The sequence below is a fragment of the Pseudomonas sp. ICMP 460 genome (genome assembly GCF_002723595.1).
In the GTDB taxonomy this organism is placed as follows: Bacteria; Pseudomonadota; Gammaproteobacteria; order Pseudomonadales; family Pseudomonadaceae; genus Aquipseudomonas; species Aquipseudomonas kitaguniensis.
This window is the reverse complement of record NZ_LKBR01000008.1, coordinates 63,824-90,191: the sequence shown is the minus strand read 5'-3', so window position 1 is coordinate 90,191 and position 26,368 is coordinate 63,824. Positions and strand designations below refer to the sequence as shown.

Annotated in this window: 34 protein-coding genes; 10 read left to right on the top strand and 24 right to left on the bottom strand. The window is 56.5% G+C overall.

Translation table 11 applies throughout. The features are described from left to right. From AO240_RS08175 to AO240_RS08100, 17 genes are all read right to left on the bottom strand, one after another. On the bottom strand, positions 1 to 213 hold the full coding sequence (locus AO240_RS08175; protein WP_058412673.1) for a tail protein X: 213 nt from the start codon (positions 211 to 213) through the stop codon (positions 1 to 3). Continuing rightward, positions 206 to 589 carry a phage tail protein gene (locus tag AO240_RS08170; RefSeq protein ID WP_099236078.1) on the bottom strand — a complete coding sequence of 128 codons (384 nt, stop codon included), beginning with the start codon at positions 587 to 589 and terminating at the stop codon, positions 206 to 208. The genes AO240_RS08175 and AO240_RS08170 overlap by 8 nt, the downstream gene beginning before the upstream one ends. Continuing rightward, entirely contained in the window at positions 589 to 2,508 is a 1,920-nt protein-coding gene (locus AO240_RS28895) for a phage tail tape measure protein (protein ID WP_256585892.1), read from the bottom strand. The genes AO240_RS08170 and AO240_RS28895 overlap by 1 nt, the downstream gene beginning before the upstream one ends. Positions 2,509 to 2,635: 127 nt before the next feature. Then, entirely contained in the window at positions 2,636 to 3,208 is a 573-nt protein-coding gene (locus AO240_RS08160; protein ID WP_099236077.1) for a phage tail assembly protein, read from the bottom strand. Between the two features lie 168 nt (positions 3,209 to 3,376). Then, entirely contained in the window at positions 3,377 to 3,883 is a 507-nt protein-coding gene (locus AO240_RS08155; RefSeq protein WP_058412676.1) for a phage major tail tube protein, read from the bottom strand. After that, on the bottom strand, positions 3,883 to 5,049 hold the full coding sequence (locus AO240_RS08150; RefSeq protein ID WP_099236076.1) for a phage tail protein: 1,167 nt from the start codon (positions 5,047 to 5,049) through the stop codon (positions 3,883 to 3,885). Before AO240_RS08150 ends, AO240_RS08155 begins: the two co-directional genes overlap by 1 nt. Before the next feature lie 2 nt (positions 5,050 to 5,051). Beyond that, positions 5,052 to 5,225 carry a hypothetical protein gene (locus AO240_RS28610; protein WP_162839872.1) on the bottom strand — a complete coding sequence of 58 codons (174 nt, stop codon included), beginning with the start codon at positions 5,223 to 5,225 and terminating at the stop codon, positions 5,052 to 5,054. An 86-nt stretch (positions 5,226 to 5,311) separates the two neighbouring features. Further along, the gene (locus tag AO240_RS08145) at positions 5,312 to 5,548 is read right to left on the bottom strand and encodes a tail fiber assembly protein (protein WP_099236075.1); all 237 of its coding nucleotides are present in this window, start codon (positions 5,546 to 5,548) and stop codon (positions 5,312 to 5,314) included. A gap of 11 nt (positions 5,549 to 5,559) precedes the next feature. Further along, positions 5,560 to 6,312, bottom strand: a complete 753-nt coding sequence (locus tag AO240_RS08140; RefSeq protein ID WP_099236074.1) for a hypothetical protein — start codon at positions 6,310 to 6,312, stop codon at positions 5,560 to 5,562. An 80-nt stretch (positions 6,313 to 6,392) separates the two neighbouring features. After that, positions 6,393 to 6,929, bottom strand: coding sequence for a hypothetical protein (locus AO240_RS08135; RefSeq protein ID WP_099236073.1), 537 nt, complete (start codon positions 6,927 to 6,929; stop codon positions 6,393 to 6,395). Next, positions 6,926 to 7,564 carry a phage tail protein I gene (locus tag AO240_RS08130; protein ID WP_099236072.1) on the bottom strand — a complete coding sequence of 213 codons (639 nt, stop codon included), beginning with the start codon at positions 7,562 to 7,564 and terminating at the stop codon, positions 6,926 to 6,928. The genes AO240_RS08135 and AO240_RS08130 overlap by 4 nt, the downstream gene beginning before the upstream one ends. Next, the gene (locus AO240_RS08125) at positions 7,561 to 8,556 is read right to left on the bottom strand and encodes a baseplate J/gp47 family protein (protein WP_099236071.1); all 996 of its coding nucleotides are present in this window, start codon (positions 8,554 to 8,556) and stop codon (positions 7,561 to 7,563) included. Before AO240_RS08125 ends, AO240_RS08130 begins: the two co-directional genes overlap by 4 nt. After that, positions 8,553 to 8,885 carry a phage baseplate protein gene (locus AO240_RS08120; protein WP_099236069.1) on the bottom strand — a complete coding sequence of 111 codons (333 nt, stop codon included), beginning with the start codon at positions 8,883 to 8,885 and terminating at the stop codon, positions 8,553 to 8,555. The genes AO240_RS08125 and AO240_RS08120 overlap by 4 nt, the downstream gene beginning before the upstream one ends. A 9-nt stretch (positions 8,886 to 8,894) precedes the next feature. Further along, positions 8,895 to 9,506, bottom strand: a complete 612-nt coding sequence (locus AO240_RS08115; RefSeq protein WP_099236067.1) for a phage baseplate assembly protein V — start codon at positions 9,504 to 9,506, stop codon at positions 8,895 to 8,897. A 3-nt stretch (positions 9,507 to 9,509) separates the two neighbouring features. Beyond that, a complete protein-coding gene (locus AO240_RS08110) occupies positions 9,510 to 10,025 on the bottom strand; it encodes a hypothetical protein (RefSeq protein WP_099236065.1) in 516 nt (171 codons plus the stop codon). Positions 10,026 to 10,046: 21 nt separating this feature from the next. Beyond that, positions 10,047 to 10,385: a phage holin family protein gene (locus AO240_RS08105; RefSeq protein ID WP_099236063.1), complete on the bottom strand. Its 339-nt coding sequence runs from the start codon at positions 10,383 to 10,385 to the stop codon at positions 10,047 to 10,049. A gap of 703 nt (positions 10,386 to 11,088) precedes the next feature. After that, positions 11,089 to 11,823, bottom strand: coding sequence for an XRE family transcriptional regulator (locus AO240_RS08100; protein WP_082649018.1), 735 nt, complete (start codon positions 11,821 to 11,823; stop codon positions 11,089 to 11,091). 155 nt (positions 11,824 to 11,978) lie between these two features. On the opposite strand from AO240_RS08100, the gene AO240_RS08095 reads away from it, so the two are divergent. The 9 genes from AO240_RS08095 to AO240_RS08055 all read left to right on the top strand — a co-directional run bounded on the left by AO240_RS08095 (position 11,979) and on the right by AO240_RS08055 (position 20,319). Beyond that, entirely contained in the window at positions 11,979 to 12,734 is a 756-nt protein-coding gene (locus tag AO240_RS08095) for a zeta toxin family protein (RefSeq protein WP_256585891.1), read from the top strand. Beyond that, entirely contained in the window at positions 12,734 to 12,901 is a 168-nt protein-coding gene (locus tag AO240_RS28605) for a hypothetical protein (protein WP_177445797.1), read from the top strand. Before AO240_RS08095 ends, AO240_RS28605 begins: the two co-directional genes overlap by 1 nt. Positions 12,902 to 13,328: 427 nt before the next feature. Further along, complete coding sequence (locus AO240_RS08090) at positions 13,329 to 13,610, top strand: DUF3077 domain-containing protein (RefSeq protein ID WP_099236061.1); 282 nt, start codon at positions 13,329 to 13,331, stop codon at positions 13,608 to 13,610. A 401-nt stretch (positions 13,611 to 14,011) separates the two neighbouring features. After that, positions 14,012 to 14,368, top strand: coding sequence for a DUF6572 domain-containing protein (locus AO240_RS08085; RefSeq protein ID WP_099236059.1), 357 nt, complete (start codon positions 14,012 to 14,014; stop codon positions 14,366 to 14,368). A 56-nt stretch (positions 14,369 to 14,424) separates the two neighbouring features. Beyond that, a complete protein-coding gene (locus AO240_RS08080; RefSeq protein ID WP_099236057.1) occupies positions 14,425 to 14,676 on the top strand; it encodes a bacteriocin immunity protein in 252 nt (83 codons plus the stop codon). Between the two features lie 618 nt (positions 14,677 to 15,294). After that, positions 15,295 to 15,507 carry a hypothetical protein gene (locus AO240_RS28890; RefSeq protein WP_099236055.1) on the top strand — a complete coding sequence of 71 codons (213 nt, stop codon included), beginning with the start codon at positions 15,295 to 15,297 and terminating at the stop codon, positions 15,505 to 15,507. Positions 15,508 to 16,262: 755 nt separating this feature from the next. Next, positions 16,263 to 17,693, top strand: coding sequence for an IS1182 family transposase (locus tag AO240_RS08065; RefSeq protein WP_099236051.1), 1,431 nt, complete (start codon positions 16,263 to 16,265; stop codon positions 17,691 to 17,693). 407 nt (positions 17,694 to 18,100) lie between these two features. After that, positions 18,101 to 19,471: a hypothetical protein gene (locus AO240_RS08060; RefSeq protein WP_256585890.1), complete on the top strand. Its 1,371-nt coding sequence runs from the start codon at positions 18,101 to 18,103 to the stop codon at positions 19,469 to 19,471. A 194-nt stretch (positions 19,472 to 19,665) separates the two neighbouring features. Continuing rightward, positions 19,666 to 20,319, top strand: coding sequence for a hypothetical protein (locus tag AO240_RS08055; protein ID WP_099236049.1), 654 nt, complete (start codon positions 19,666 to 19,668; stop codon positions 20,317 to 20,319). A gap of 145 nt (positions 20,320 to 20,464) precedes the next feature. Here the strand turns inward: AO240_RS08055 and umuC are convergent, their stop codons facing one another. Both umuC and AO240_RS08045 read right to left on the bottom strand, forming a co-directional pair. After that, complete coding sequence (umuC, locus tag AO240_RS08050; RefSeq protein ID WP_099236048.1) at positions 20,465 to 21,742, bottom strand: translesion error-prone DNA polymerase V subunit UmuC; 1,278 nt, start codon at positions 21,740 to 21,742, stop codon at positions 20,465 to 20,467. Further along, positions 21,735 to 22,160: a LexA family transcriptional regulator gene (locus tag AO240_RS08045; protein WP_099236046.1), complete on the bottom strand. Its 426-nt coding sequence runs from the start codon at positions 22,158 to 22,160 to the stop codon at positions 21,735 to 21,737. The genes umuC and AO240_RS08045 overlap by 8 nt, the downstream gene beginning before the upstream one ends. A 101-nt stretch (positions 22,161 to 22,261) precedes the next feature. Between AO240_RS08045 and AO240_RS08040 the strand changes: the two genes are divergently transcribed. Then, positions 22,262 to 22,963 carry an SOS response-associated peptidase family protein gene (locus AO240_RS08040; protein ID WP_099236044.1) on the top strand — a complete coding sequence of 234 codons (702 nt, stop codon included), beginning with the start codon at positions 22,262 to 22,264 and terminating at the stop codon, positions 22,961 to 22,963. Here the strand turns inward: AO240_RS08040 and AO240_RS08035 are convergent. The 5 genes from AO240_RS08035 to AO240_RS08015 form a co-directional block, all read right to left on the bottom strand. Beyond that, entirely contained in the window at positions 22,960 to 23,145 is a 186-nt protein-coding gene (locus AO240_RS08035; protein WP_099236042.1) for a hypothetical protein, read from the bottom strand. The two genes, AO240_RS08040 and AO240_RS08035, sit on opposite strands and share 4 nt — an antisense overlap. An 81-nt stretch (positions 23,146 to 23,226) precedes the next feature. Next, a complete protein-coding gene (locus tag AO240_RS08030) occupies positions 23,227 to 24,021 on the bottom strand; it encodes a DNA adenine methylase (protein ID WP_099236040.1) in 795 nt (264 codons plus the stop codon). Between the two features lie 149 nt (positions 24,022 to 24,170). Next, positions 24,171 to 24,704, bottom strand: a complete 534-nt coding sequence (locus AO240_RS08025) for a lysis system i-spanin subunit Rz (protein WP_099236038.1) — start codon at positions 24,702 to 24,704, stop codon at positions 24,171 to 24,173. Further along, a complete protein-coding gene (locus AO240_RS08020) occupies positions 24,701 to 25,249 on the bottom strand; it encodes a glycoside hydrolase family 19 protein (RefSeq protein WP_058411095.1) in 549 nt (182 codons plus the stop codon). Before AO240_RS08020 ends, AO240_RS08025 begins: the two co-directional genes overlap by 4 nt. A gap of 47 nt (positions 25,250 to 25,296) precedes the next feature. Further along, positions 25,297 to 26,346 carry a phage late control D family protein gene (locus AO240_RS08015; RefSeq protein ID WP_099236036.1) on the bottom strand — a complete coding sequence of 350 codons (1,050 nt, stop codon included), beginning with the start codon at positions 26,344 to 26,346 and terminating at the stop codon, positions 25,297 to 25,299. Positions 26,347 to 26,368 lie beyond the last annotated feature (22 nt).

Here is a 26,368-nt window from a genome sequence, read left to right as displayed (position 1 = left end):
TTAATCCCAGGCCGATACCGGACGGTTCGTGAGGGGTTGCGTGTCCAATTCGGGCACGAGTACGGTGACGCCTGCGGGTAATACAGCGCCCTGTTCGGCCAGCGCCGGGTTCAAGCGCCACAGGGCTTCTTCCGCCGCATCATCACAGCGGCCCAGCTCGCGGTAGAGCAGCAGGTTGACTGAGTCACCGGCAATACTTCTCACCTTACGCATTGACGAACTCCTCAAGCACCAGCGTCCAATTGATCAGCATGGCGGTGCCATCGTCGATCACACCGGCCTGCTTTTCGTCGATCGACTTGATCGTCCACAACCCCCAGTTACGCCCGATACCATCGACCAAAGGCAACGGCACCCGAACAGCTTGCAGCGCCCGCAGCTCATCCAGACGCGCCATGCCCTTGGCACGTGTGGCCTTGCCGCCAAACGTAAGTGTTTCGAGCGCTTGGCCAACCTGGGTGGATTTGGGCTTGCCGACAATAATGTCCAGGCTGCCCCAGCCACCGCTGCTCACACGATCAAGGGTGTCGTAGGCAAACCCGCGCGAGAGCCCAAAAATAAAAGTGCCCAACACCATCTGTTGTCGCATCACACAGCTCCATCGGTCAGTGCTGCGTCGCGTCGCGTCGCCAGCAGGTTGTCCATCGACAGTGGGGTAAATTGCGCTTCGATCTGTTGCACCACCAGCGCCGCCAACTCTTGATGGCTGGCTTGCTCAGGCGCGGTGATAGTGATCTGCGGCGCAAAATTGATTGGGCGGTTATCGGCTTGAGGGCTGTTCAGGTTTTGACTGACCTGCGTGGGTGAAGGCAGACGGTCGCTTGTGCTCATCACTTTTTCAGCCAGCCACGTGCCCGCCTCACTGCCGAGCAAGCCACCGATGGCGCCGCCTACTGCGGTGCCGACGCCGGGCAATATCAACGTGCCAATGGCTGCACCAGCGGAAGCGCCCGCCCACGCGCCACCGGCGGTACTCAGGCCTGTGCCGATGGCTTTTGCGTCGCCATTGCGCACGCCCTGGATGACATCCATGGCGGTGTCGACGTACTTCAACGGGCCCAGCCGGCGCGCGGCGGATGACTCCAATTTGCTCAAGGTGCCCATCAGGCCGGAGGTGGGCATGCTTGGCGAGCCGGGCACAGCCGCGGGCAGGCGCTCGCCGCCGACAGCCTGGGCACGCGATGAGGTATTCGCGCGACCTTCAGACGGCGTCAGCGCAGCGCGCCGCGCCGACGCTTCAATCAACTCCGGCGCTCTGCCTGGCACCGATTGGCGCGCGGCATTAGCCTTCTTGCGGCGGTTTGGCTGGGCGCGGGACGAAGTATTCGCGCGGCCTTCGGACGGCATCGGTACTACGCTGCGCGCCGACGCTTCGACCAACCCCGGCGCTCTGCCTGGCGCCGATTGGCGCGCGGCATTATTCCTTTTGCGGCGGGTTGGCTCGGCCGCAGGCGGCAGTAAAGCCTGAGTGGGAGCGATGCCAGTGAATCCTGCCAGCGAGCGGCTTAAAGGCTTGGCAACCCGATCAAACAGACTGCGGGCCAACCCGGAGAAGCCACCGGTTTTTTTCGCCGGGCCTCTGGCGGCTGCCGGCGAACGGGCGGGTTTCGGCTTGCCTGCGTTGGTCTTCCTGCCGGTGTTTCTTGGGCCAAAACGCTCGCGCCCTCGCGGGGCTTCGGCCGCAGGCGGACAGCAGCAATCCTTGCCATCGTCCTTATCGCCGTCTTTATCGTTGCCCTTTTCGGAATCACCTCCCTTGAACAGCTCGCCGATGAACGGCAGCTTACCGAGTGTTCCATCGACCACTTTATCGGTAACGCGGGTCTTGATGGTTTCGCCCAACGTTTCAAGCATCGGCATGATCACGGCGCCTGCCGTTTTTAATGCGCTGGCCGCAACAGGCGAATCGCCGGCAAGTTCATTTGCGCCGTCCACCACGCGGGTCTTGGCCTTCAGCCAGGCGCCTTCGAACAACATCGGCGCGGGTTCTAACGTTTTAGAAAGGCGACTTTCGCTTTCAGTGGATTCTTCGCGCAGAACGCTGATCGACTTTTGCGACGTTGTGGTCGTATCCAGCGACAGATTGGCGTTGGAAGATCGAAGCGCTGCGACCGGGTCGAGCACCTGTGCGGTGACGACTTTTATGGATTCGCGGGTATGGCTGATGTTCTCTGACGTGTTCGACGTCAATTCAGCGCCAGCCTTGGGCTCGGTTTGCTCAGCGGTCTTTGACGGCTGAACATCCAGTGCCTTGAACGGCAATAAAGAGGTTTCCAGCGCATCCACGCTGTCACGCAATTGGCTCAAGGACAGGCTGAGGCGATTCACCTCAAGGCCTGCATTGGCCAGCGCCAACTCCACGCCCGATGATGCTGCAGCCGCCCTACTAGTTTCGGGTACCAAAGCCCCTGCGTTGACGACGGCGGCGTCCATCGCACCGCCGACGCTGCCGAACACCTGCTGGCCATCCTTGGCCGTGGCATACGTGAGCGAATACTTGTCTTGCATCCCGCTTACTCCTGTTTGACGCCAAGACGAGTGATCGCAATGTCGTAGCGGCGCAATGCTTTTCCGGCATCCCAGTCGAGGATCTCCGCCTCATTGACCGAATAAATCAGCGGAACCACATCGAGGATTACTTCGATGTCGCGCTCCGAAAGAAGTCCGCCGGTTGATTTAAAAAATCGTCGATGCGCTCCTGCAGTTCCGTCCAGTCGGGCACGGTCAGGCCGGCGAGATCAGGGATCATCAGGCCGGTGCAGTGCGCGGTGATGAACTCGGCGCGCTCCTTGTTGGTGGCGAGCTTTTTCATCACTTTGGTCACGCGCAGGGCGGGCATTTCCAACGCGAGTTCAGTCTGGGTTCGACCGGCTGCCGCCAACGGCAATAGCAAGTGGACCGGCTGATCGTGGTTCGCCGCGGTGCGCTCATCCAGGAAGAACGACGCAGGGCGCGTCGACATTTCGTGGACGTATTGGGCGATGCTCACGTAGTCCGGACGCTTGAGTTGGTCGAGCTCTTTTTCCGACAGGCCGGTGGCGAGTTTCGCCAGCTCGAAGAACTGGTCGTCCTCGTCGTCACCGGCGCGGGCCAGCGCGTCTTTTTGCGCGGCATAAAACAGCGGCTTGAGTTGGATTTTTTCGATCGTCGCGCCGGTGTCAGCGGTGATCGGGGACAGCAGGCTGTGCAGCGGAGGCATCCAGGCCATTAAGTCATTCCTTGATAAGCGTTTTAAAAGGCAGCGCAGCGTTAAGCTGCGCGCGCGGTCACTGTGGGCGCCGGCTTGCTCGCGATGGCAGTGGGTCAATCAGCACAGGTGTCGGCTGACCTGGCGCTATCGCGAACAAGCCCGCTCCCACAGGGGGCGCACTGCGCTTTACGGCATCAGCACGGCGCGGCGGGCATCACCGAGGATGTCGACACCGTTGAGCACGAACTTCTGGGTGCGCACGTCGATGTCGATCACCGGAATGCCGTTTTCCAGGCGGCTGTAGGTGCGGCAGGAGAGTTCCAGCGTGATGGCCGGTTTATCGCCCATTTTCAACGTGGTTTCGGTCAGGGATTTCAACTTGCCGCCGACGGTGTGGTAGGTGAAGTACGTCTTGCCGTCCTGGTCCTGACCGGCTTCACGCACGTTCAGCAAAATGTCCTCACCCAAGGTCACGCCCAGAGCCAGCATGATCTCCGGGCCTGCACCTTGCAGCTCCAGGGTGGCATTCAACACCTTGGCGCTCTTGGCCATTTCTTCGCCGATGAAGCGTCCGCCGGTCATCGACTCCATGTCGAAGTCGATCTTCGGCGGTGCGAACGAATTGACCGTTGCCGACAACGGCAGGCCTTGAAGGGTGGCCGCAAGGGCCTGTCTGATTCGGTTGGTAAACATTAGAGAACGTCCTCCAGGAACTGCTCGATGATTTCATCGCGGGCGTTGAGTTGATAAACCATGTGTTCGTTCGGCGCGTAGCGGCCGTAGTCGATGACGATGAACCAGGTGCCGTTCTTGTACTTCTCGACGCTGTTCAGTTCCGGGTGCAGGTACACGCTGCCGCCGGGAATGGTTTCGTCGGCAACCAGGGTTTGCATCCAGTCGTTGATGCGCTTGACCTCCTGGTCCATGAAGGACTTGGTGAGGTTCTTGGCCATGGCTTTCTGGCCGGCCTTGACCAGCTTGCGGCTGATGGCGTCTTCCAGGCCGACGTAGCTGATGAACTTGCCGGTGATCGAGCGGTTACCCAACAGCGAAAAACCGCCGAGGATGGTGCGCGCGTAGTAGCTCACGCCGTAGCGGTTGAGCAGGTCGCCTTCGGTGGAGGTGTCGAGGATGTTGTACTCGACCACGCGCGAAACGTCCTCGGCGAACGTCACCTGATTGCCCGGGCTTTCCCACTGTTTGACCTTGGCCAAGGCAGCGATAGCCAGCGACGACGGCGCCAGAAACACGTTTTTCTTCGCCGCTTTGGAGTACACCGACGGCATGTTGTGAACCAGCAGGCAACGGTCGAAGCCGAGGTCGGCACCGCCCAGCTCGCCGCTGTAAGTCACTTGGTCAGCGACCGAAGCGTCCTTGCCATCCAGCACCACACGCGCCTTGATGCGCTTGCCGAACGCGGCAAACTCACCGGCCGCAGCCTTGGTGCCGGTGAAGCCTGGCGCACCGATAATGGTCAGGTCTTCCGGCACGCTGCTCAGCGCAGCCAGGCCAAGTTTGCGCCCGGTGACCGGCTCGTTGCCGCCAATCACGTTGTTCAGCGTGTCGGCCGGGGTTGCGCCCTCCTCCACGATCACCACGTAAACCGGTACTTTGACCACTTTGAGAATCTGGTAAACAGCCTGAAACAGTGTGCCGGTTTCAGCGCCGGTAGGGTCCAGCAGCGCCTGAGTGGTGAAGCTGTTGATGCGAAACGGCGCGTTTTTCGGGATCGACGCATGCGCATTCGGCGCAGTGCCGACCAGCCCGATCACGTTATCGCCCAGGCCACCCATGGCCTCGGGAGATTCGGTGGCATTCACGGTGATGCCGTTGTGCTCGAAGTTCAAAACCTCAGCCATGATTAGTCAGCCTTCTTGGGGGTGGAGTTAAGGACGCTGGTCAGTTCCAGACGGCCAGCGGTGCGCAGCGCGGAGGCTTCGACGTCGAGCAGTTCGAGTTCCTGGCCGGCGGTGGACCAATGGCCACCTCCGGTGGGGAACGGGATGAGGACGGTGTAGGTTTGGCGGGTGTACATGTGTGGGATTCTCCAGATGGAAAACGCCAAAGCCCCTGCGGGAGGGGCTTTGATGGGGCGAAAAAAAACCGCTTTCGCGGTGGGGGTTATTTCAGGAAGCCGGGTTTTTCAGGCCAGACGACTGCGTCAGGATCGGCTCCCTGATCAGGGATATCACGCAACCCCTGACGGTAAGCCACGAACACCGCGCGATCCTTTTCCGCCATCGGGTAGTCGGGCATGGCCGCGTAGTCGCTGGCAGCCAGGTCGGCATCGCGCGCCGTACGAATCAGTTTCCATTTAATCAATGGGTGAATTTCAGGCAGTACAAATTCAGGTTTCATCAATATTCTCCTTAACCCAGGCCCAGCAGGGTTCCCCAGTCGGTAGGACGCGTGACGACACCGGTACAGGCGCCTGCCAGCATGACCTCGACCGAACCGGTTGCAGAACTGCGGATAGGGTGAATGTGCATGTAATTAGCAAAGAAGTTGTCTGGCATGAGCTGCGCGGAACACCAGCGCCACTTGCCTTTCTTGTTCCCGCTGGCCCATGCCCCGTCAATGGCGCCCTCACTGACGCGAACAAAAGCGCCCATCGTCATGCAGTTGTTCAACGGTACGGGTGTGGTGCCGCTCAAACGCCCCGCATCGACGGAGGTAGGAAACGCCAACCAACCCACCGAATTGTTTTCCGACCACTTCATTTGCCAAACATTGACCGGATTTCGCCAGTAACCCGCCGCCCTGATATCAAAATCAGGAAACTGCTCGCGCACGTCGGCCTGCACCTGGTTCATAAACTCAACGTCTGCATTCGGACGCCCGGCAGATTGGGCCGCCTGGGTGATCGTGCGTAATTTGGTGGCGGCGACTTCGGTATGCACATACCAGCCATCAATCAATTTTTCGGTGGCGTCCGGCACCATATGAAAGTTTCTCGTGACGGCCAGACGAGGCAGACGGCTATTCAAACTCGATAGCTGTTCTTCATATTTCACCCGTGCGTCCGCCAGCGCCTTGTCAATGTCGCCTATCTTGCCTGTCACGACAGTGGTCAACGCGTTCGCTGCGCTGACCACCGCCGCCAATTGCTGTTCAGTACTCAATGTTGAACTCCTTGTAGTGCATTGAACGATTCACTCACCTGATTGAATCAGGTCAAGGTTCGAATCTGATTAAACAGTTGTTACCCGGCCCTGGTCTCCAGAGCCATGACCCGAAACAGCACAGAGACACCTCTGGACATGTTGTCGATACTCGCTGCCGAGAGCGAAGCCAGTTCTTCGGTCAGCAGAATATTGAGGTTCTCGGAGCCCACCACCACGGTCACGCTGTCCGCCGGCAACGGCGAAATATCCAGCGTGAATTTCTGCAGCACTCGCGCCGCCGCCGCTTTATACGTCAGCAACTTGCCCGCCACGGAATACACCGCCAGCAAGGTCCCGCTGGCGAGGTAAAAACCGAACTCGCCAATCTCGTATTCAGCCTCGCCGTCAAACAGTGCGGCCATCCTGAGTTGGCGGTCGCCCAAGTCCTCGTAATCCACAATGGCGACCCGTTGGCGCTCATCACGCAAGGCCACTTCTGTGCCGTCCGTGGTGTAGCGGCCTGTGCCGGCGCCGATGTGGGTGATCTGGCCTTTCAAACCCTGATTCTTGGCCTGCAGCACTTCATCCAAACCTTTGGAGGTGAAGCGCACCAGGCGCGTAATGTCATCTGTCATGGCTGCGCCCTGAGGTCGTAGTCGTTAATGGTGTAGTGCTGGGCAACCCCAGCGCTGTTAAGTCGCGCAACCAACGCCAACTCCGGCAACCCGCCGTACAGGCACAGCTCGCCGTCGCTTAGCGGGGCGTGCAGGACCTGAGTGAGCGCAAGCCGACCTTCGGTTTCATGCACGATGGTGATCGTCGCCTGGTCCCGCTCACTCTTGGCCGCATTGATTCGGCGGATCAGCCGGTTGTGATCACCGCTGGACCAACTGCGCCCGATGATCGCCTCTACGTCGAAGGTGTAAGGCAACCCCACTGGCCGCTGCTGATACCAAGCGCTGATGTTGGGGGTGAAACCGAGTGACTCCACCGCGTAACTCAGTGCCTTGGGCGTACCCGCCTGGCGCTGTATCTGCCAGGACAAGGCCACCGTCAGGCGCTTTTCGGTCTCAGTGGCGTCGGCATCCCACTCACTGACGCCACGGTCGGCGGCGAGGTAAGGCAGAAACTCGGTGGGCGTTTGCAGCGGGTTCATCAATGCCGGAAACGGCAGCACGATCCGGTCGAGCAATTGCCCGAATCCCACGTCCAGGGCCTTTTCCAGCGGTGAGCTGTTGGCAGGCAACAAACTTGCTTCAGGCTCAGTCATAGCGTGTGCACCTCCACCTCGACGCCCGTGCAATAAGGGGCCTGAAACGCTGTGCTGATGATCGGCTCCAGCGGTTCAAGGATTTGCAGTTGCGCCGCCCCGGCGCTGTGGATCGCATAATCGATCCAGCTCGGATCTACCCGGCCTTCCAGGCGATGACAAGAGCCTGCGTAGTCTTGCAACAGTTTCTGGGCGGCGACTTGCGTGAGGCCGGAATCGGGGCCAGCGTTGATCTTGGCCACCACGCGAATCTTGTAGGGTTGAATCTGCGCACCTTGCACGCTGACCAAATCGGTCTCGGGCCGCACATCCGGCCGGGCGAAATGGCGACGAACACCGTCAAGCAAATCCGCCGATGGCGTACCGTCGCCGTCGCGGGAGAGTACGGTGACCATCACTTCACCGGGCGCCGTTCGACGCCCATTGCCATCCTTGACCTGCGCGGCGTAGCCGTCCGGATCAAAGGTGTAACTGACCGTGACCACGCCCGGTGTGGCGCTCTGCACGTTTACCGACGGCCGCTCGCCGAGGGTGAACACCTCACGGCGATACTGCATCCGCGAGCCCGCCGCCGGGGCATGCGGTGCCAGGTAATAACGCAAGCGGGCGTCGTCGTCGCTTTCAAGCGTCGGCGGCACGGGCGGGAAAGCCGCCGGGTCGCCGGGGTCGAGCACCTGGCGTTCCAGGCCCATATCGGCCAGGCGTGCATCCAGGTTGCTACCGGTGGCCCACCACGCCAGCATCTGCTTGATGCGTGCGTTGTATTTGCGTTCGTGAGTTTGCAAACGCACGCAAAAAGCTTCCAGGGCAAGGGTCAGCAACTCGCTTTCATTGTCGAGGCTGACCTTGAGTTTGGCCGCGCTTTGCGGCGCTCGGGTGGCCACGTAGTCGATGACAAACGCCTTGAATTCAGCCAGCAACGGTTCGAACTCATCCACCGCAATGATGGCCGGTTCCGCCAGTTGGTTCTGGCCAGGGATCAACATGCTCATGTCACGACCTCGAAGGTTTGTTGGCGGTTTTTCCAGGTGCCGGCAAACCGCAGCAGCAGGCCTGCGCCCTGGCGGGTGGCGACGATGACCTGGGGCTGAAAGTCGCCGATGCCGTTCTGCGCGTTATAGAACGCTTGAGCCGCATGGCTTTGCGCGAGAATCAGCAGGTCGTCGCCAAGGTTCTGGCCGAGCAATTGCGGGATCATCGAACCGTACAAAGGGCGTTTTTGGCGAGTCCCCACGGGGGTGGTCAGCGCTCGGGTGGCGCGCTGCACGAACTGCAGCCAGTCATCGACGGCTGCCCCGGTGTTTCGATCTATTCCGATCATGCGATGTCCTTATCGGGGGCTGATGACTCGGCCCTGGTGGTCCACCACCGGGCCGCTGAAGTGCGCGCCAGCCGCATCCAACACTAAAAGGGTGGCGCCGACTTGCAGGGTGATGCCTTGGGCATTCATCGTCAGGCTGGCGGCGCCGACCCTGGCTTCAACCTGTTCGCGCGAACCTGTGAACGTGGTGGTGCCGTTGACCCAGTTGAAGGTGTGGCTGGCGTCGTCGTAGTCGCTTTGGGTGCCGTCCTGATGGCGCCGCCTTGTGAGCGTCGCCATGCTGGAAACCGGCGGAAAGCGATCACTGTTGAGGCCGAACAGCGCCACCGATTGCGAGCCGCCCTCACCGCCGCCGTAGTTGAGCAACACGCACTGCTCACCCACGGTAGGGATACGGGTTTCGGTTTGCGCACCCGCGCTGGGGTTGAAAAAGCGGATCGCTGGCGTAAGTAACTCACCGTGGCTGACCTTGCAGGTGTTGCTGGCAGCGTCGACTTCCTGGCAAATGCCAATCCGGCACACACTCTCGGCACGTCGATGCACGTCTTCGAGTTGGGCCTCCATCTCTGCCAGGCGCTCGACAATCGGCCCCAGTTGCATGCGTAACAGCGCGTCGAACATGAGCTACTCCGCCAATGGTTTGTATTGAGCGGGATCATCGATGTTCGACACCTCCCAAGTGAAAGCGAACAACGGTTGGCCTGTGGGATCGTGGAGTAACTCCGGCCCCAGATAGAGTGTTTGGGTGAAGGAAACAGTCCAGGTGTTGTAGTCCTTTTCTGCGGTGCTCTGAACGGAGGGCGCGGCAACGATATTGATCGGCAAATCGCACTGTGCCAGCGGTAAGTTCCAGCGGTTATCCAGCACCAGGTCCATGAGTTGGCTGGCCAGGTCGCAGGCGTCAAATGGCAGCGCACCCGGCGCCAGCATGGCCTTGAGCGAAATCGCCAAGGCGTGGGCCTTGCGCCCTTCGCAAGAGCGAATGCCCGTGCCATTGCCCTCGACCGAAATCAACACACCGGTTTGTTCCACGGCGCCCTGAAAGTCCTGATAACTGCCAACTTTCAGGTCCGGGAATGCACGGTGCAGCGCCTCGCCAATCGCCTGTAGCAGTTGGGATGGTTTTTCGATAAGTGTCATTAGGTAGCGTCCTTGCAACGGTTACTGCGGGTCCGGGCGGGAGCCTTGGTTCACGCCGATGCGCTTGGCCGCCCACCGCTCATAAAGGCCGATGGCCACGTCGGCACCCGCCATGGCGGTCAGGCAGCCGATGGCGCCGGCGGTCCAAATCGACATACCGGCGGCGTAACACAGCATTAGGGCTGAAACCCCGCACACCATGCACGCCCCGGACCTAAGGGCCAGACGCCGGACCAGCGACCACCCGCGGGCGCCCTCTTTGTCGGCGCGCCACATTTCGCCGGAAACCCCGCCGATCACGGCCAGTGCGATCACCAGCCAGACAGGCATTTCCGCCAACGCTTGCTGCTCGTTTGTCATGTCACGCCTCCTGGCTGAGCATTACCGGCAGAGTGCCGGGTTCTGGGTAAATCCATTTATAGGTAAGCATTCCAAAAAGCCCGGTCGCCCAGGCTTTTCAGTAATGATGTCCTGTGCCCTGCCCCACCCGTACGCACCTTTTGAAAAATGACCGCGGTTGTGTGGCAACCCGGCGTGGCGATAAAACGCCGTCAAAAGGCCCCGTAAGGGTGAGGCAAGGCACTGGTCCTTCGGCGCTACTGGCGCGGTACGGACCTGTCTCCATGTTTTTTCCGACCACGATCCCTGTCTGCCGGATAACTGCTTCTGGTGCTTTACGCTGCGCACCCGGGTCAGTTGCCAACCCTCTGAACCGTTAAGGCCGGTTCATCGCTGCCTGTTTTTTAAAGCGTTACAACTAAAGAGCGTCGGCATCCTTGCCGGTGTTACCTGGCTTCCCTGCCATCGCTTCGATGGCGTCCTTGCCGATGTTGCTTGCCTTCCTTGTCTTCCCTGGCAGCATCCTTGCCGCCTCCACCAGACCTTGTTGGCTGGCTTGAGATGAAGAATATGCCTGTATAAATATACAGTCAATGCATCAGTGCATTTATTTTTGTCGTTAAAATGCACAAACGCATTTAAGGCCCAGTGGATAAAGGGTTTGGCGGTTTTTGACAGGCGAAAAAAAACCCGCTCATGGCGGGTTTGGTCTTACGCAAGAAGGTTAACGGGCGTACATACCCCACCAGAACACATGGCCGAGGATGCTGATCTGCTCATCCTGAATATCCTGGAAGCTGTAGTCCTCGTCCGGGTGCTCATCGCGGTTGAAACTGCGCAAGCGAATACCGGAAGGCAGGCGATAGAGCTGTTTCACGCGCAATTGGCCGTTGTGATTGATGGCGTACAAGTCGCCGTCAACAATATCGCCGATACCACACTTGCCCGCATTCACCCCCACCGTGGCGCCATCGCGCAGCACCGGCAACATACTGTTGCCGCGCACCGTCACACACTTGGCCTGATCAAACTGCACACCGTTATGCCGAAGGCTGCGCTTGCCGAAACGCAGGCTGGCCTTCTCGCTTTCCTCGATGACGAATCTTCCTGATCCAGCAGCCAATTCAACCTCACGCAGAAAGGGGATCGACACCTCGTCATCATTAACGGGCGTGTCGTCATCCCACAGGCTTATGTCCTTGAGCTCCGAATGCATCGGGTCACGCCCGTCGTCACGCAAAGCGCCCACCGCCACGCGCCCGCGCAGCTGGTCGGTGCTCACGCGAAAGTACTCGGCGATGCGCGAGATGTGCTTGTCCGACGGGTCAACGATCTTGCCGCTGAGAATCCGGGAGAGTGTGGATTGAGGCACGCCGGTACGCCGGTGAAGCTCCGTGGGGGAGATCCGGTCGCGGTCTAGTAGCTCTCTTAAGACGGTTGAAACGTTGCGTTTTTGCATAACGCGGATGATGACGGGGGATTTGGGGGTTGGCAAATGCTAATTTGCATATTTTATGCATAAAAAAAGATGTATTAGGTGAAATTTCGGCCAACAGCGATCCTGTAATCGCATGATAGCCTTTAGAACAAAGCCGAAGCAGATGGGGATGTTTAATGGACCGACATGCACTTCCCGACACCGGCGGGATGACACCGGCAGAGATTGAGATTTCAGACGAAGCACTTCGCTTTGCTCGATCTAATAAAAAATCAATTGCCAGACGCCTGACAGACAAGGCCATCTATCCACCAGAGGAGGCCCCGGTATCTGTCTTCATGGCTGGATCGCCCGGTGCAGGAAAAACAGAGGCGTCAATCGCTCTAGTGAACCTATTCGCTGACACCCCTATTTTGCGGATTGATCCTGACGAACTTCGCAGAGAGTTTGCGGCTTACGAGGGCGCAAATTCGTGGCTGTTCCAGCGAGGCGTATCAATTCTCGTCGAAAAGATAATTGACCAAGCATTGGACCAGCGCCAGTCCCTCCTTCTCGACGGCACTTTTTCGAATCTCAAAGTCGCTAGGAGAAATGTTGAACGCTCCTTGAAAAAGGGAAGATTCGTACAGATCTTGTACGTGTACCAAAACCCCATGCTTGCATGGGACTTCGTAAGGGCCCGTGAGGAGTCCGAAGGTAGAAGAATTCGTAGAGAGCATTTCATCGAGCAGTATTTTGCAGCGCGTGACGTAGTGAACACGCTTAAGCTAGAGTACGGAAGCGACGTTCATGTGGATTTGCTCATAAAGCATATCGACAATTCTGGACGACTTTACAAAGCGGGTGTCGATAAGATTGACTACCATATTCCTGAGCAGCACACGCGGGCCGATCTAGAGGCCAAGCTCGGGCCACAATCAGGAGCGCATTGATGATTTCGATCAAGCTGGGCTTGTCAAAAGGTGTGAAAAGCTCCTTTGCAGACTTTATTCGTGACGCAAAATCTGATCAGAAAAAGCGTGTTTACAGTGAAGTCCTAAGCGAAGCTACCAAGCAGCAGAATCTTGTGATGATGAAGGCAGAGGCCAAACGAGCCTGATTGCATCCAACTAGCTTTCCAAATCCCGGCCCTGCGCTGAGCTTTTTATTGGGCAAATTTGGCTCAGAAACATATGGCGAGCACGCTTACTTCGTGCACGGTCCTTAGGTTCTCGATAGCAACAAAATGGCACATCCATCTTCCCCTGTTGCACCAGCCACGCCGCCACGCTACCCTCCCCTCCGTCGCTGCCAATTCAGCGATCGGGCCTGATAACCCGGCAAGATGCAGGCGCACCAAGCGCCCTCAGAACTCGATTTGCAGGCGTTTTTTTTCGCCCAGCATTTTGTGCAATGGCGGCTGTGCGTGGGAGACCTTCGGGTCTGCCGGGTTCCTGTATCTCCGGTTTATCAGCCTGCGCACAGTTGCCACCCAATTCGCCTGATAACGAATGTGGTAGCTCTCAATTGATATGGGAGTTTTACCGATGACCGCAACAAATCCGTCTGCATTAACCACCCTCGGCGTCACCCCCTTCTCTTTCCACTCCGACCAACCTCTATTCCGCGTCAACAGCGGCGTTTCCCTGCACGAAGCTTTGCAACACGCCTCCGACCTCCTCCACGTCGCCAAGCAGCTCGCAGAAGAAGCGGCGATGACCAAGGAAACGGACCGTTACGCCTGGGCGTCGCATTACTTGCAGGAGATGGTCAAAGCGGTGATTGATGATGTGGTGAAGGTGTTGGATTCGCCCGTCGGCACTCAGTAAGGGGCAACAGCAAAAAGGGGCGCTTGCCGCCCCCACTGTACCAGCGGGCTTGTCGCGCAATGACTGCCCGGCATCACTGCGCGCAGTCAATCGTGGTTACGCCTTTACTGATGCGCTTTGAAAGCGCTGCTCAACTTTTCGGAACGATCCTACGACGCGCGTCGACGGTCTTGAATTCCCGGTAACGCCATTCTTCCCTAGCCTCATCCGCGACTCTCCCAAGACGAAAAGGAAGTTGCATATCCGGCTATGTGCCAGGGCCAGCCAGGCCCAACGCTATCAAGAGCAACAGCGGCGCGACCCTCGTTGGTAAAGGGAACCCGGTTTCCCCGGTTGCACCAAACTACCGCCCACCAGAATCGAAATCCTTCGACCTGATCTACCCTTCTGAGGGAGCAGCCATGTCCATCGTAGAAACGAAAGTCGTCGATATTATTGCCGTGCCAGAGTGGGAGCCTAAAAACGTAATTCTGCTTATTACTGACCACCTAAAATGGGGCGACAAGGCCCAACAGGACGAGCACTTGCTGTTGCTGCAGGAAAAAATCAATACCTACATTGCCTTCATCGAAAGCGGCGAGATTTTGGAAAGTTATCCACCCTCCAAAGGTAAGCTGCCCATCATCCGCATCAATGGCCTGTACGAATTACCAGAGCAGGCCGAGTTCTTCATTGACCAAGTCTCAGAGACGTTGACGGAAGTGGGTATTGGATTTGAGTTTGTGTTTAAAGACGACGAAGCCATTCGCACTATGTGACCGGCAATATCGCCGGTTGGTAGCGCTTATGAATTTCACAAGACACCACCAAAAACATGAAAAACACATTTAGCGAATACACCGAGAGCACATTCGTAGCCCTGCTACAGCGCATCATCAGGCACGATGGCACGGAGCCGGAAGTGGACAAATTAGTGATCCTCTTTGAACAGGTGAGCGAACACCCCGATGGTTCTGACCTGATTTTCTACCCGGAAGACGGGGCCGATGATTCAGCATCGGGCATTACCCAGACTGTGAAGGAATGGCGCGCGGCTAAGGGATTGCCGGGACTTATGGGCGAATGATTAAAGCTCTTGGCAGAAGGCGTGAAGACCGGTCGAAGTGTTTTAAGTCGCGAGTAGGTGGGCAGGTCCCCTCGCCACACTCAATGTTTCTGTTTAATTGACTGCCGTTAGCGGCTGCGCCCCTTCTACAGTTCACCTTGCCGTTTGCGACCTGCGAAGCCCCGACCTCGCGTGTTAACCTTGCGCCCATCGCAAAAACTGCTGGGCCAAGCGTGCCCTTTGCCCCATCACTTTCAACGAATTTGCCTATTATCCAATGAGTAAAAACACCTCCGATCTGTCCTCCCACACGCCGATTGTGTAGGAGTATGTGGGAGATTTTGGGGGATAGTCCCGTGCTTGCGGTCTGTGACACTCTTCCACGGCAGGTTGCATAAATGCCTATTGGGCATTAATTGGCATAGATTGGCGTACAGCTTGCCCCATTTATGCCCCACCAGACCCCACTGAATCCCGCTTGCCCAATCAGTCCGATGATGGATTGGACGGAGCCCTCCTCCAAATCCCCACTTTCCTGTCTTTCGAGGCATTGAGCGGCCGTTCTCGTGGCATTTTTTAAGCAAGCACCCATTTACTAGGCTACTGCTATGCTTAGATCTTTTAGGCGGGGTAACACATATGGATGGGGAATATTCACTCCCAGATTTGCTTGAACGAATGTACGAGAATCAGCTCGCGTTGGAAGCAGCTCTGATGGAGTTGGCTCTCCAAAGCGAAAAGCAAGGGATGGATGAGGTAGGTGACAACGTACGTGGTGCTCTATTCGTTATCGGCGAAAACGCCGGGCACATCAAGCAGGGCTTGGCGAAGCTACGAACTAATCGTCTCTGACAAAGCAGACGCCAATTCTGTAGAAATATGTGGTGGATTTTGGGGGATAGTTCCATGGTTGCGAGCTATAAGGCCCGGACGCAGCACGTCGCAGAAATGCATAGTGGGCGTTGAGTGACATAGACTGGCGTAACGTTTTACCCAATTTTGACCGGTTATCCATCCGATATTCAATAACCGCTTATGCACCCAATCAGCGAGCCAAGTGCTTCACGACACGGCGGCTTTCTGCCGAAAGTTGGCCGGTCGCAGGGGGCCACTACCGGCCCAGAGTGTGTCAAAACCCTTGTTAGCGGCTTCCACTCTAGTGTTTTTTCCTACTCAGCCCAGGTCAGACATCAGTTGCTCAGATTCAGTATAAGATTCCGGAAATCAGCAGGTACGCCGACAACGTGGGCTAGAGGCTAGAAATCTGGGGGTTGGATGATTGCAAGCAACGTTTCATATCTTTGTCCGGTTTGTGGATACCCCGGGCTTGAAGAGCCTCCATACGATGAGGTTGGCTGCTCTTCGTTTGGCATGTGTCCGTCCTGCGGTACGCAGTTTGGCTATGATGACGCAACATCTGCTCATGCTGATTTGCGGAAATTATGGATCTCTAAAGGAATGCTTTGGTGGAGCAAAGCTCAAGCGTCGCCGAGTGGTTGGGACCCGGTAAGGCAACTACAGGCGGTTGAAAAACGCATCACTATCTGAACAGAACACCGCTCTTAGCCCTGCTATGATTTCTGAGGATTTCATCGCAGGGATCGCCCATGAAGCGCTTTATCCAAGGTGAACATCGAGGCCAAGAAACCTTCCTTCCCGCGAGCCTCGACGATTACGTCACGGATGCCAATCCGGTGCGCGTAGTCGACATCTTTGTCGACGAACTGGACCTGGTCAAACTAGGTTTCGAGGGCGCCTTACCTGCTGATACAGGCCGGCCGGCTTACCATCCCTCGGTCCTGCTGAAGATCTACATCTACGGCTATCTGAACCGCATTCCATCGAGCCGGCGTCTTGAACGAGAAGCCCAACGTAACGTCGAGCTGATGTGGCTGACCGGGCGTTTGATGCCCGATTTCAAGACCATCTCCAACTTCCGAAAAGACAACAGCAAGGCCATCCGAGGTGTCTGCCGCCAGTTCGTGGTGCTGTGCCAGCAGCTAGGACTGTTCGAAGAAAATCTGGTCGCCATCGACGGCAGTAAATTCAAGGCCGTCAATAACCGCGACCGCAATTTCACCAGCGCCAAGCTGAAACGGCGGATGGAAGAAATTGAATCAAGTATCAATCGGTACCTGACTACGCTCGACGAAACCGATCGGCAAGAACCCTCGGTCGCTCAGCCCAAGGCTGCTCGTCTGCAAGAGAAAATCGACAAGCTCAAAGCTCAGATGAAAGAGTTGCAGGTCATTGAAACTCTGCTCAACGAATCACCGGATAAACAGGTCTCACTGACCGATCCAGACGCCCGTTCCATGATGACGCGCGGCACTGGAATCGTCGGTTACAACGTGCAGACAGCAGTCGATACCCAGCACCATTTGATCGTTGCGCATGAGGTGACCAACGTCGGTTCCGACCGCGATCTACTCAGCTCGATGGCCAAGCAGGCCCGCGAGGCGATGGCGTCAGATACGTTGTCGGTAGTGGCTGACCGAGGTTACTTCAAAAGCGAACAAATCCTAGCTTGTCACGATGCAGGCATCACCGCCTATGTGCCCAAGCCGATGACCTCTGGAGCCAAGGCTGACGGGCGTTTCAATAATGATGCCTTCATCTATGACGCGGCAAAAAACGTATACATTTGTCCCGCTGGAGAGGCGTTGATCTGGCGCTTTTCCAGCGTTGAAAAAGGCCTGAAGTTGCACCGTTACTGGAGTTCTAATTGCCAGGGATGCGTGCTGAAATCGAAGTGCACACCGAGCAAGCAACGGCGAGTTCGGCGATGGGAGCATGAAGCCGTTTTGGAGGAAATGCAGAACAGGCTGAGCAACGCGCCGGACATGATGCGAGTCCGCAAGCGTACGGTCGAGCATCCCTTCGGGACACTCAAACAATGGATGGGCGCCACACATTTCCTGACACGAAAGCTGAACGGAGTAAGTGCGGAGATGAGCTTGAACGTCCTCGCCTACAACTTGAAACGAGTCATGAAAATTCTCGGTACCAGCGGTTTAATGAAGGCGCTGTCGGCCTGAAGAGGTCTGTATTTTGGCCACCCAGCAAGGTAGAAGCGGCGCTAGGGGCTCCCAGACCCTCGTGATGATCCGCAGGACTTGTTGTGAGCAATTACTCAGCTAACAACCGTCAGCGCTGCGCGCCGACAGTGCATCAGCGCGTTTTTACACACTCTGGGCCATAAGCGGACGCTTCTGAGCGTCTACTTTCGACCGGTTCTGTTGAAAGCAGTCGGCCATCTTTCCACGGCGGAAAAGTACGCGCCAGAGATTGAAATCTTTACTTCGAGCAGAGGGTTTCTGGCTCAGATTTCTCGTAGCTAAGCGCAAAAAAACTTTTTCAGCACAATCGACCAACAGGCTGCCATTCGTTGGGTGCAATGCCATAATGCTACCTATGGACGATGACCGACCCGTGGAGGGAGTGCGTGACTAATTTCGTATTTTCACGTAGAGCGATGCAAGCTCGCATCAATGGCCTTGCGGAAACCCTTAGCCCCACTCAGCTCACCGCAATCATCAACAGACTCAACGCTACGGACGCCACCCGACTTCATGTTATGTGGGAGTTAGTAATATTGCATGGGCTCTCCCAATCGGGACACCTCAAGCACGAGGAGGCATTGCCAAATGGACGTTGCCCCGACATCTGCTGGACGATAAATAAGCAAGACGGTGGCGCACTAACGATCATCGGCGATATCACCACAATATCAGATGATGGGCTTGACGCTCAGAACCCTCTAAAATATATCAGTGAAGAAGTTCTACGGATTGCATCTAAGTTTGGATTGCGCCCCGGGAGTTTTTGGATAGATGTGCGTGGAGAAACCACAGGGCCTCGCCATAAAAGCAAAATGCGCCTGATGCTACCTGAAAAATCTGAGATGAGTCGCTTCATCAGAACAGAGCTTGAACCATGGTTATATAGCATCAGAGACACTCCTACAATCAAATCCAGATTTGATTGTACCGAGAACAACACAAATCTTAAAATCATTTACGATCCGAATTGGGAGAATGGAGGCGGCAGCCACACTAGCTACACTGTAGCCACTTCAAAAAGCATCAACCCTTTATTTAGTGCACTCAAAGGGAAAGTTAAGCAGCTAAATAACGCACCAGAAGACTCTCTCCGTATTATCGCCGCATGTGATGGCGGTTGCGATTTAATTAGAAGCGGAAATCGAGGAAAATCACATTATATTTATAGCTCGATAGAAATCGCAGAAGATTTTCTTCGCCAAAATAGTAGTATTGATGTTGTTTTGTTAGTTTCTATATATGAGCAGCATCGTTCATTTGGTAGTCAACAAGAATATCAGATGAGCTACGAGCTAATCTGTGCTCCTCTTTTGGCTCGCTCTCACCGCGCTACGAATGAATCAATCGAATTACTGACCGCAGCGTTGAATGTAGCGTTTCCACACTTACCGAGGCCATTACGTCCCGCCTATCACTCTGCTTCGCTGCTGAAAACTCCAGGCGTTGGATACGATCAATTAGGAAGATATTCTATGCAAGGCAATAAAATCACAATCTCATCTAGAGGGCTGCTTCGACTTCTCGCAGGTGAGATATCTACTGAAGAATTCAATCAAGCGCACGGATGGGACGAACCTACGAACCACTCTAATCCATTTGCCAGTAATCGCAATAATGGATTTATGATCAGTAATCTTGACGTAACTAGTGACATAGACTCCGATGACGATAAGATCACGATTACAATAGATAAATTTGACGTAGCCACAGCTCCTTTCATTTTTCCGAAAAAAGACAAGCCGGACAATATATAACGGTCAAGTTTAATCGAGCGGAGATCACTCAAGCAAGCTCAAATTCGACTGCATTTTTGTCGTCAAGCGAGTGACCACTTTTGGCCGATTGCAGCACTTCATGAGAGGCGGTAATCGGCCACTAATCGCCACTCGGCATCACGTCGAAAGCCAGATAGATTTCAAGTGCAACGGGAATAACAAGGACCGAACCAATGGATTACCCCAGTATCGATACGCTCGTTAATTTGACTGTAGGACTTATCGGCGCAGGCATTGGCGGATTTTGTACACTCAAGGGAACCAATCATGCGCATCGATTGGCGCTACAGAAGGAAGCGGAAGCCGACCATGAAAAAATGGTCACTACACTGATGCTGTTACGCACTGAGATAGAGACGGCGTGGCAGATCTTTGAAGGAGAGATCGGAAGTGAGATGCTCGCTCAGACCGCAGATGAACCATACCTGGCAATATTCCCTATTGGGGACTCACCGTTTCCCCTTTTCAACTCTGCCCCACAAGCGCTCAATCTACTGCCGTACGACCAGGCCAAAGACGTTGTTCGCTTTTACATGCGCGCCAAAGGCATGATAGCGATGATTGAGACAAACAACCGTGACTACGAACAGGCACTTCAACATGCTCGTCTTTTGCTGGATTCACATCTAGCGCAAGACCGAGGTATGCCTCATAAGTTGCAACAGGAACTCTTCCAAGGCGGCGTTGAGTACATGGCTGCCATGCTGGGAATGGGCGATAACGCGGAAGGAATCCGCAGGCTTGCCCGTGAGTTAGCTCCAGTGGTTAAACGCATAACGACTTCCGTCGACGAGCTACTGGTTCCGAACACCAACCGTATGGGCTAGGTGCCGTACCCGCTCCTTTAGCTCCGTAAAGGCGATAACGTAGGCCTTGGCATATGCCTTCGGCCAGAAAGTCGACGCATAGGGGAAAGTGAATAGCACCCGCTTTTGTAGATACTCGACGTCCGCTTTTGGCCGAAAGCAGCCATTACCTGCAAGCAACTGACCAAAGCTGATCAAGCTTGGTTGTGTAGCTTTGACTCATCAATTCGCGGCGCATGGCCCAGTCAGGATCTGTTGGCACGCTGGCGGAGCGGAGCGTGCCCCTGCCCCACCGCTCATTGATCTGATCCAATACGGTCATCACCCTTGTCGCCTCTGCAGGCTGCGATATGGCAAACAGGTCATCAGTGTACTCCCCAGGCTGGCACAGGTTTAGCAGCATCACCTCTGCCTTGCTGTACTTGAAGCCAAGTCGAAAGATACTGTCAAGCGCGTCCACTGCCGCCTGCGTGAGCAGACGCACATCGTCTGTGGGATAGGGCATGTCCACTACAACCCCGTTCGCGTACTTAGCTTCCTCGGGATTGAACATGCCGGTGCGTATACAGACGCGCACCTTCTTGCACAGCGAATTCTGAGCGCGGAGTTTTTCAGATGCCCGCATCATGTAGGTGGCCACCGCCTCACGGATCGGTGGCAACTCAGTCAGCCGCTTGCCGAACATCCGACTGCAGCAGATCTCTTGCTTTGGCGGGTCAGGTTCGTCCAGCTCCAGACAAGGCGTACCGCCCAGCTCTCTGGCAGTCTTCTCGATCACAACACTGAACTTCTTGCGGAGCGTCCACGGGTCGGCCTTAGCCAAGTCCATGGCAGACTTAATCCCTAAGGAATCTAAGTGAAGTTTCATCTTGCGACCGACGCCCCACACGTCGGCTACGTCAGTATTGCGCAGCACCCAGTCGCGCTTAACCGGGTCAGTGATGTTGACTACCCCACCGGTTTGGGACTGAAGGCGCTTAGCCGTGTGGTTTGCCAGCTTCGCCAAGGTCTTGGTGTGAGCGATACCGACACCGACCGGAATGCCGGTACACCGAAGTACCTGGGCACGAATCTGCCGGCCTAAAGTATCCAGCCCACTGATACCCGTCAGATCAGCGAACGCCTCATCGATGCTGTACACCTCAACAGCTGGCACCATTGCCTCGATCAGACTCATCACGCGCTCGCTCATATCGCCGTACAGCGCATAGTTTGAGGAGAATGGGACAATGCCGTGTTGCTTGAGCTTGTGCTTGATCTGGAAGTAAGGCTCGCCCATCTTGATGAACGGTTTAGCGTCGTAGCTACGGGCGATGACGCAGCCATCATTGTTGCTCAGCACCACAATGGGCACCTTTGCCAGGTCCGGCCGGAATACACGCTCGCAACTGGCATAGAAGCTGTTGCAGTCGATCAGCGCAAAGGTCGGCTCTTGCTTAGACATGGCTGCGCACTGTGCTAGTGATAACACCCCAGATTGACAGCTCGTCGCCTTCCAGCACGTAGCGCGCAGGGTACTTAGGGTTTTCCGAGAGAAGGACCACCTCCAGGCCGCGCTTGCACAGGCGCTTGCAGACAGGCTCATTGTTCAGCAGGGCAACCACCACATGGCCGCTGACCGGCTCAATGGCACGATCCACAACCGCGAGGTCACCCTCGAAGATCCCAACCCCTTGCATGCTTTCCCCGGTAATTGCGACCAGGTACACATGTGGTGCACGGATATTCAGAACCTCATCCAGTGAGATGTGCTGCTCAATATGATCCGCTGCCGGCGAAGGAAAACCGGCCGGAACCTGGAACGAGCACAAAGGCAGCTTCGCGCCGACTTCAGCGAGGGGACCTAGAATGGTGAAGCTCATGACGCGGCCTTTTGCAATTACTGTACGAATGTACAGTTAACTTTGTAGGACTCTTGCGGTCAATTTTTCTGTAGGGGATTTCGACAGACGGAGAGGTGAATATGTGTGGACGATTCGTGCAGTACGAAGGGATGGCCTTATTTATCGAAGAGCTGAGCCCCCAAATAGAGCTGTTCAGCGGATACGACGCACAGCCTATTGATCGCTACAACATAGCTCCGTCGACACGGGTGCAGGTGCTGCACTCGGCAGAGGGTGGACTGCATATCGATGCAGTCAAATGGGGATGGGCGCCGTTTTGGGCCAAGGGCAAGCGCCCCGACCCGATTAACGCACGCGTAGAGACAGTCACCACAGGAAAGTTCTTCAAGCAACTCTGGCCAAATGGCCGGGCCGTGGTGCCGAGTGAAGGGTGGTACGAATGGGTCAAAGACCCTGACGATCCGAAGAAAAAACAGCCTTACTTCATTCGCCTAAAGAGTCAGAAACCCATGTTCTTTGGCGCGCTCGCTCAAGTTCACCCAGGACTTGATCCTCACGAAGGCGACGGTTTTGTGATTATCACAGCCGCGAGTGACCAGGGCATGGTGGATATACATGACCGTAAGCCTTTGGTGCTGACACCCGAGCATGCGCGGGAATGGCTCGACTCGAACCTGTCGCCGGAGCGCGCCGAGGAAATTGCGAAGGAGTGTTGCCAACCCACTGATGATTTTGAGTGGTATGCGGTCGACCGAGCTGTGGGAAACGTGAAAAACCAGGGAGCTGATCTTCTGCTCCCCGTGCCGAAAATAGAAGACTAAGCCTGGCGACGCTGCTCCAGAAGACTGGCGGCGGCCTGGAACCCAACCCAGCTCGCATTTTGGTCAAGTCCGCGACCGGCCAAGACGGCTCCGGCCAATTCGTTCAGATCAATTTCTCCTCGAACGATTGCAGCAAGCATTTCGGATGGGAAAACGTTCAGGTATTTGTCGGCGGTTTCCATGAGGCGTCCTTCGTTTGAGTGACCACAGTAACGCTCTCGCGTAATCGCATAGCAAGCTAATCAGCGTAAGAAAATCGCACTTCAAAACAACCCTCCCAACGCTGCCGGCTCCCAGTTCATGATTATCAGTTCACCGCTCAACTCAGCCCTCGCTTGGCGCTGGTTGGTGGTGCTGTACCGAATGTCCACCATCTCAAAGTGAAACCCCTCAAACACCTGCCGAATGTCGGGGTGATCGTTGATGCTGACCATCACCTTGCCTTTGCAGCGCCGCATAAAGTCAGCCATGCGCTCGTAATTCTCGAAAGGAAAGTCCACGCCGTAGCCTGCCGTCTGCCAGTAAGGCGGGTCCATGTAATGAAAGGTGTGAGCACGGTCGTAGCGTTCGGCACATTCAAGCCAGGGGAGATTTTCGACGTAGGTGCCAGACAGACGCTGCCACGCTGCAGACAGGTTCTCCTCGATCCGCAGCAGGTTGATGGCCGGGCCGGTTGTGGCAGTACCAAACGTTTGCCCGGTGACCTTGCCGGCGAAGGCATGGTGCTGCAGATAAAAGAATCGGGCGGCGCGTTGGATGTCGGTGAGGGTTTCAGGGCGGGTCATCTTCTGCCACTCGAACACTTGGCGCGAACTGAGCGCCCATTTGAACTGGCGCACAAATTCCTCCAAGTGGTTCTGCACGACACGATACAACGTCACCAGGTCACCGTTGATGTCGTTGAGTACTTCAACCGGCGCCGCCTGGGGCCGCATGAAATAAAGTGCGGCGCCGCCGGCAAAGACTTCAACGTAGCATTCGTGGGGTGGGAAGAGCGGGATGAGGCGGTCGGCCAGGCGGCGTTTGCCGCCCATCCAAGGGATGATGGGTGTAGACATAAAAGCAAGACCTTTACTGTATGGATAAACAGGTGCTAGGCTCGCCGCGCTTCGTGCACGGAGTAAGAGCCATGGCTGGACTTGCAGGGACGATCTGCAGGGACGGCGGTCGGGTTGGATGTTGACGCATCCAACCCGACCGCTCTTTTTCACTTCGGTGTTGAGACTTCTTTGGCGTAGGCCTGACAGGCCGCCAGGGCGATCAGTCCTTGGTCGCCGGCATCGGTGATGCTGATAATTCGTTGAGCATGCGCCGGGTCAAGTTGGGCTCTTGTGGTGCCATGAACCACGCTGCCGGCGGCGGCGGTGGCAGGCACTGAGCCGTTGGCGGGTTTGGCGGTGGCGTCGAGTAGGACTGACAAGCGCAAATCAGCAGTGGCAAGGCGGTCGCGCAAACGACTTTGATCACGTTGGACATCATTCAAAACTCGGTAGTAGGTTTGCTCACTGGCGGAAAGTCTTCGTTCCAATGCCAGGCGCTTATCCTGCTCGGCTTGCTGCTGAGCAGCCGCTGCCTGGGCCTGTTGGTTCAGACCGTCGACATGCAGGCGGGCTTGCCGCTCCAGCTGCTGACCGTAGCGCCAAGCCTGAACTTGCCAGGCCAGCGCGCCAGTACTGCCAGCCAACACGGCCAGCAACACACCGTTGGCCAGCAGCCGATGCGGCGTGGGGATCAGGCTCATAGCACCGCCCTCGCCCGCTCCCACAGCTCCAGCCGATCCGCTAATCCGTTGAGGCCGCCATTGATCTTGCGAGTGATGGCCTCGAACTCGTCTCGATCTGCCAGGGCATTCAACTCGCGCACCCACCAGAACCATGCGGCCGACTCGGCGGCCCATTGCGGCAGCTCGAGTAGCTCAGGCGTGCGCAGCAATCGCTCGTCGCCAAACAAGGCCAGGCTGCAGCGCAGGTAATTGTTGCGCCCTGTTATCTGAATCAGACCGCGACCGCGATAGCGTTGGCCATCGCCATCTGCTGCAGGTGTGTTACCCAAATTCGCGGCCAGTTTGCCGGTGTCGTATTTGCTCAGGTACTGATCGCCGCCCAGCTCGCGGACGTACTGCAGTTGACCCGACTCGTGACCGACCTGCGCCAGGAACGCGGCCTGGCGTTTTGGCGTGTTGATCTGGCGATTGACCATCGCCACGTTGAGGGCGGATACAAAAACGCCCGCTTGGCGGCGGGCGTTCGGCATGATGCGTTGTAGTTGTTGCTCAGTGACGGGCATAAACACTCCAGACATAAAAAAACCGCACTTGGGCGGCCAGAGATTCGTTACTGTTTTTCGACGTTCACTACCTTGAGCGGCGCCGTTGCTTTCTTTTTCTTCGCCGATTTAGATTTGCCTTTCTTGCCGGCATTGCACTCGACCGTGGTGGACCAGCCCGCTTGCGTAAACACCTGCTCAACCGAATCCGCCAAGTACTCACCATCAAGGCCGACCTTGAAGCCCTGAGCATTGATCGACCGCTCGGCAAAAATGTCTGTCCGGCCAGGCATCTCAAACCGCACGTCAGCGGTCGAGCGATTGAACGCCGCCAAGCGCGCCTTGGCCGCCGATTCGGCAGCGGTTTTGTTTGGGTAGATATGCCGGTCGGTATGCACCGCCGGCAAACCATCCGGCGCGTCATCGTTATCAATGGTGACCACCGATAGCATGCCGTCCTTCTTGTTCTGATGTTTGGTCGCCACGGCCTTGTGCGAGTTGCGGTCGCCTAGACTGAACTGCCAGCGGCTGACGTCGCTGCGCGTCAGGGTGATCGCGCCGAACGTCTTGCCGCTCGCGGTCTGGCCACCTTGACGCGGCATGACCAAAAGCTTGCCGTCAGAGACCTTGGCCGTGCAGTCATATTGCTTCGCCAAGCGTGTGATGAAATTAAAATCCGACTCGTTGAGCTGATCCACCCGGACCACTTTCGTGGCCACCGGGCACCCTGACTGCCAACCGTTGCGCGCCGCAATGTCGCTCACGATCTTAGACAGCGGCACGTCCTCCCAACTGCCGCTACGGATGGTCTTACCACTGCCGCGCATGTCGCTGGCCTTGCCCTTGATCACAATCGTATCCGGCGGGCCGGACACTTCGACCGTATCGACCGCGTAACGCCCCAGGCGCTGTAGGGCCGTTTCGACATAGCCCAGGTAGATCTCGATTGAGCTGCCACGCGAAGGCAGTTGCACCTGGCCGTCCCGGTCATCGATACGCAACTCAAACTCGTCAGATTCCATACCTGGCTTGTCAGAGGTGCGCAGCAACAACAGTCGATCATTGATCAGAGCCGTGATGTCGGAACCATCGGCCACGATTCGAAAGGTGGGTGTCATGGATTTTATCCAAAAAAAAGCC

Coding starts and splice junctions, on each gene's coding strand:
- AO240_RS08175 (WP_058412673.1), bottom strand. CDS start 213: ATGCGTAAGGTGAGAAGTATTGCCGGTGACTCAGTCAACCTGCTGCTC.
- AO240_RS08170 (WP_099236078.1), bottom strand. CDS start 589: ATGCGACAACAGATGGTGTTGGGCACTTTTATTTTTGGGCTCTCGCGC.
- AO240_RS28895 (WP_256585892.1), bottom strand. CDS start 2,508: ATGCAAGACAAGTATTCGCTCACGTATGCCACGGCCAAGGATGGCCAG.
- AO240_RS08160 (WP_099236077.1), bottom strand. CDS start 3,208: ATGGCCTGGATGCCTCCGCTGCACAGCCTGCTGTCCCCGATCACCGCT.
- AO240_RS08155 (WP_058412676.1), bottom strand. CDS start 3,883: ATGTTTACCAACCGAATCAGACAGGCCCTTGCGGCCACCCTTCAAGGC.
- AO240_RS08150 (WP_099236076.1), bottom strand. CDS start 5,049: ATGGCTGAGGTTTTGAACTTCGAGCACAACGGCATCACCGTGAATGCC.
- AO240_RS28610 (WP_162839872.1), bottom strand. CDS start 5,225: ATGTACACCCGCCAAACCTACACCGTCCTCATCCCGTTCCCCACCGGA.
- AO240_RS08145 (WP_099236075.1), bottom strand. CDS start 5,548: ATGAAACCTGAATTTGTACTGCCTGAAATTCACCCATTGATTAAATGG.
- AO240_RS08135 (WP_099236073.1), bottom strand. CDS start 6,929: ATGACAGATGACATTACGCGCCTGGTGCGCTTCACCTCCAAAGGTTTG.
- AO240_RS08130 (WP_099236072.1), bottom strand. CDS start 7,564: ATGACTGAGCCTGAAGCAAGTTTGTTGCCTGCCAACAGCTCACCGCTG.
- AO240_RS08125 (WP_099236071.1), bottom strand. CDS start 8,556: ATGAGCATGTTGATCCCTGGCCAGAACCAACTGGCGGAACCGGCCATC.
- AO240_RS08120 (WP_099236069.1), bottom strand. CDS start 8,885: ATGATCGGAATAGATCGAAACACCGGGGCAGCCGTCGATGACTGGCTG.
- AO240_RS08115 (WP_099236067.1), bottom strand. CDS start 9,506: ATGTTCGACGCGCTGTTACGCATGCAACTGGGGCCGATTGTCGAGCGC.
- AO240_RS08110 (WP_099236065.1), bottom strand. CDS start 10,025: ATGACACTTATCGAAAAACCATCCCAACTGCTACAGGCGATTGGCGAG.
- AO240_RS08105 (WP_099236063.1), bottom strand. CDS start 10,385: ATGACAAACGAGCAGCAAGCGTTGGCGGAAATGCCTGTCTGGCTGGTG.
- AO240_RS08100 (WP_082649018.1), bottom strand. CDS start 11,823: ATGCAAAAACGCAACGTTTCAACCGTCTTAAGAGAGCTACTAGACCGC.
- AO240_RS08095 (WP_256585891.1), top strand. CDS start 11,979: ATGGACCGACATGCACTTCCCGACACCGGCGGGATGACACCGGCAGAG.
- AO240_RS28605 (WP_177445797.1), top strand. CDS start 12,734: ATGATTTCGATCAAGCTGGGCTTGTCAAAAGGTGTGAAAAGCTCCTTT.
- AO240_RS08090 (WP_099236061.1), top strand. CDS start 13,329: ATGACCGCAACAAATCCGTCTGCATTAACCACCCTCGGCGTCACCCCC.
- AO240_RS08085 (WP_099236059.1), top strand. CDS start 14,012: ATGTCCATCGTAGAAACGAAAGTCGTCGATATTATTGCCGTGCCAGAG.
- AO240_RS08080 (WP_099236057.1), top strand. CDS start 14,425: ATGAAAAACACATTTAGCGAATACACCGAGAGCACATTCGTAGCCCTG.
- AO240_RS28890 (WP_099236055.1), top strand. CDS start 15,295: ATGGATGGGGAATATTCACTCCCAGATTTGCTTGAACGAATGTACGAG.
- AO240_RS08065 (WP_099236051.1), top strand. CDS start 16,263: ATGAAGCGCTTTATCCAAGGTGAACATCGAGGCCAAGAAACCTTCCTT.
- AO240_RS08055 (WP_099236049.1), top strand. CDS start 19,666: ATGGATTACCCCAGTATCGATACGCTCGTTAATTTGACTGTAGGACTT.
- umuC (WP_099236048.1), bottom strand. CDS start 21,742: ATGTCTAAGCAAGAGCCGACCTTTGCGCTGATCGACTGCAACAGCTTC.
- AO240_RS08045 (WP_099236046.1), bottom strand. CDS start 22,160: ATGAGCTTCACCATTCTAGGTCCCCTCGCTGAAGTCGGCGCGAAGCTG.
- AO240_RS08040 (WP_099236044.1), top strand. CDS start 22,262: ATGTGTGGACGATTCGTGCAGTACGAAGGGATGGCCTTATTTATCGAA.
- AO240_RS08035 (WP_099236042.1), bottom strand. CDS start 23,145: ATGGAAACCGCCGACAAATACCTGAACGTTTTCCCATCCGAAATGCTT.
- AO240_RS08030 (WP_099236040.1), bottom strand. CDS start 24,021: ATGTCTACACCCATCATCCCTTGGATGGGCGGCAAACGCCGCCTGGCC.
- AO240_RS08025 (WP_099236038.1), bottom strand. CDS start 24,704: ATGAGCCTGATCCCCACGCCGCATCGGCTGCTGGCCAACGGTGTGTTG.
- AO240_RS08020 (WP_058411095.1), bottom strand. CDS start 25,249: ATGCCCGTCACTGAGCAACAACTACAACGCATCATGCCGAACGCCCGC.
- AO240_RS08015 (WP_099236036.1), bottom strand. CDS start 26,346: ATGACACCCACCTTTCGAATCGTGGCCGATGGTTCCGACATCACGGCT.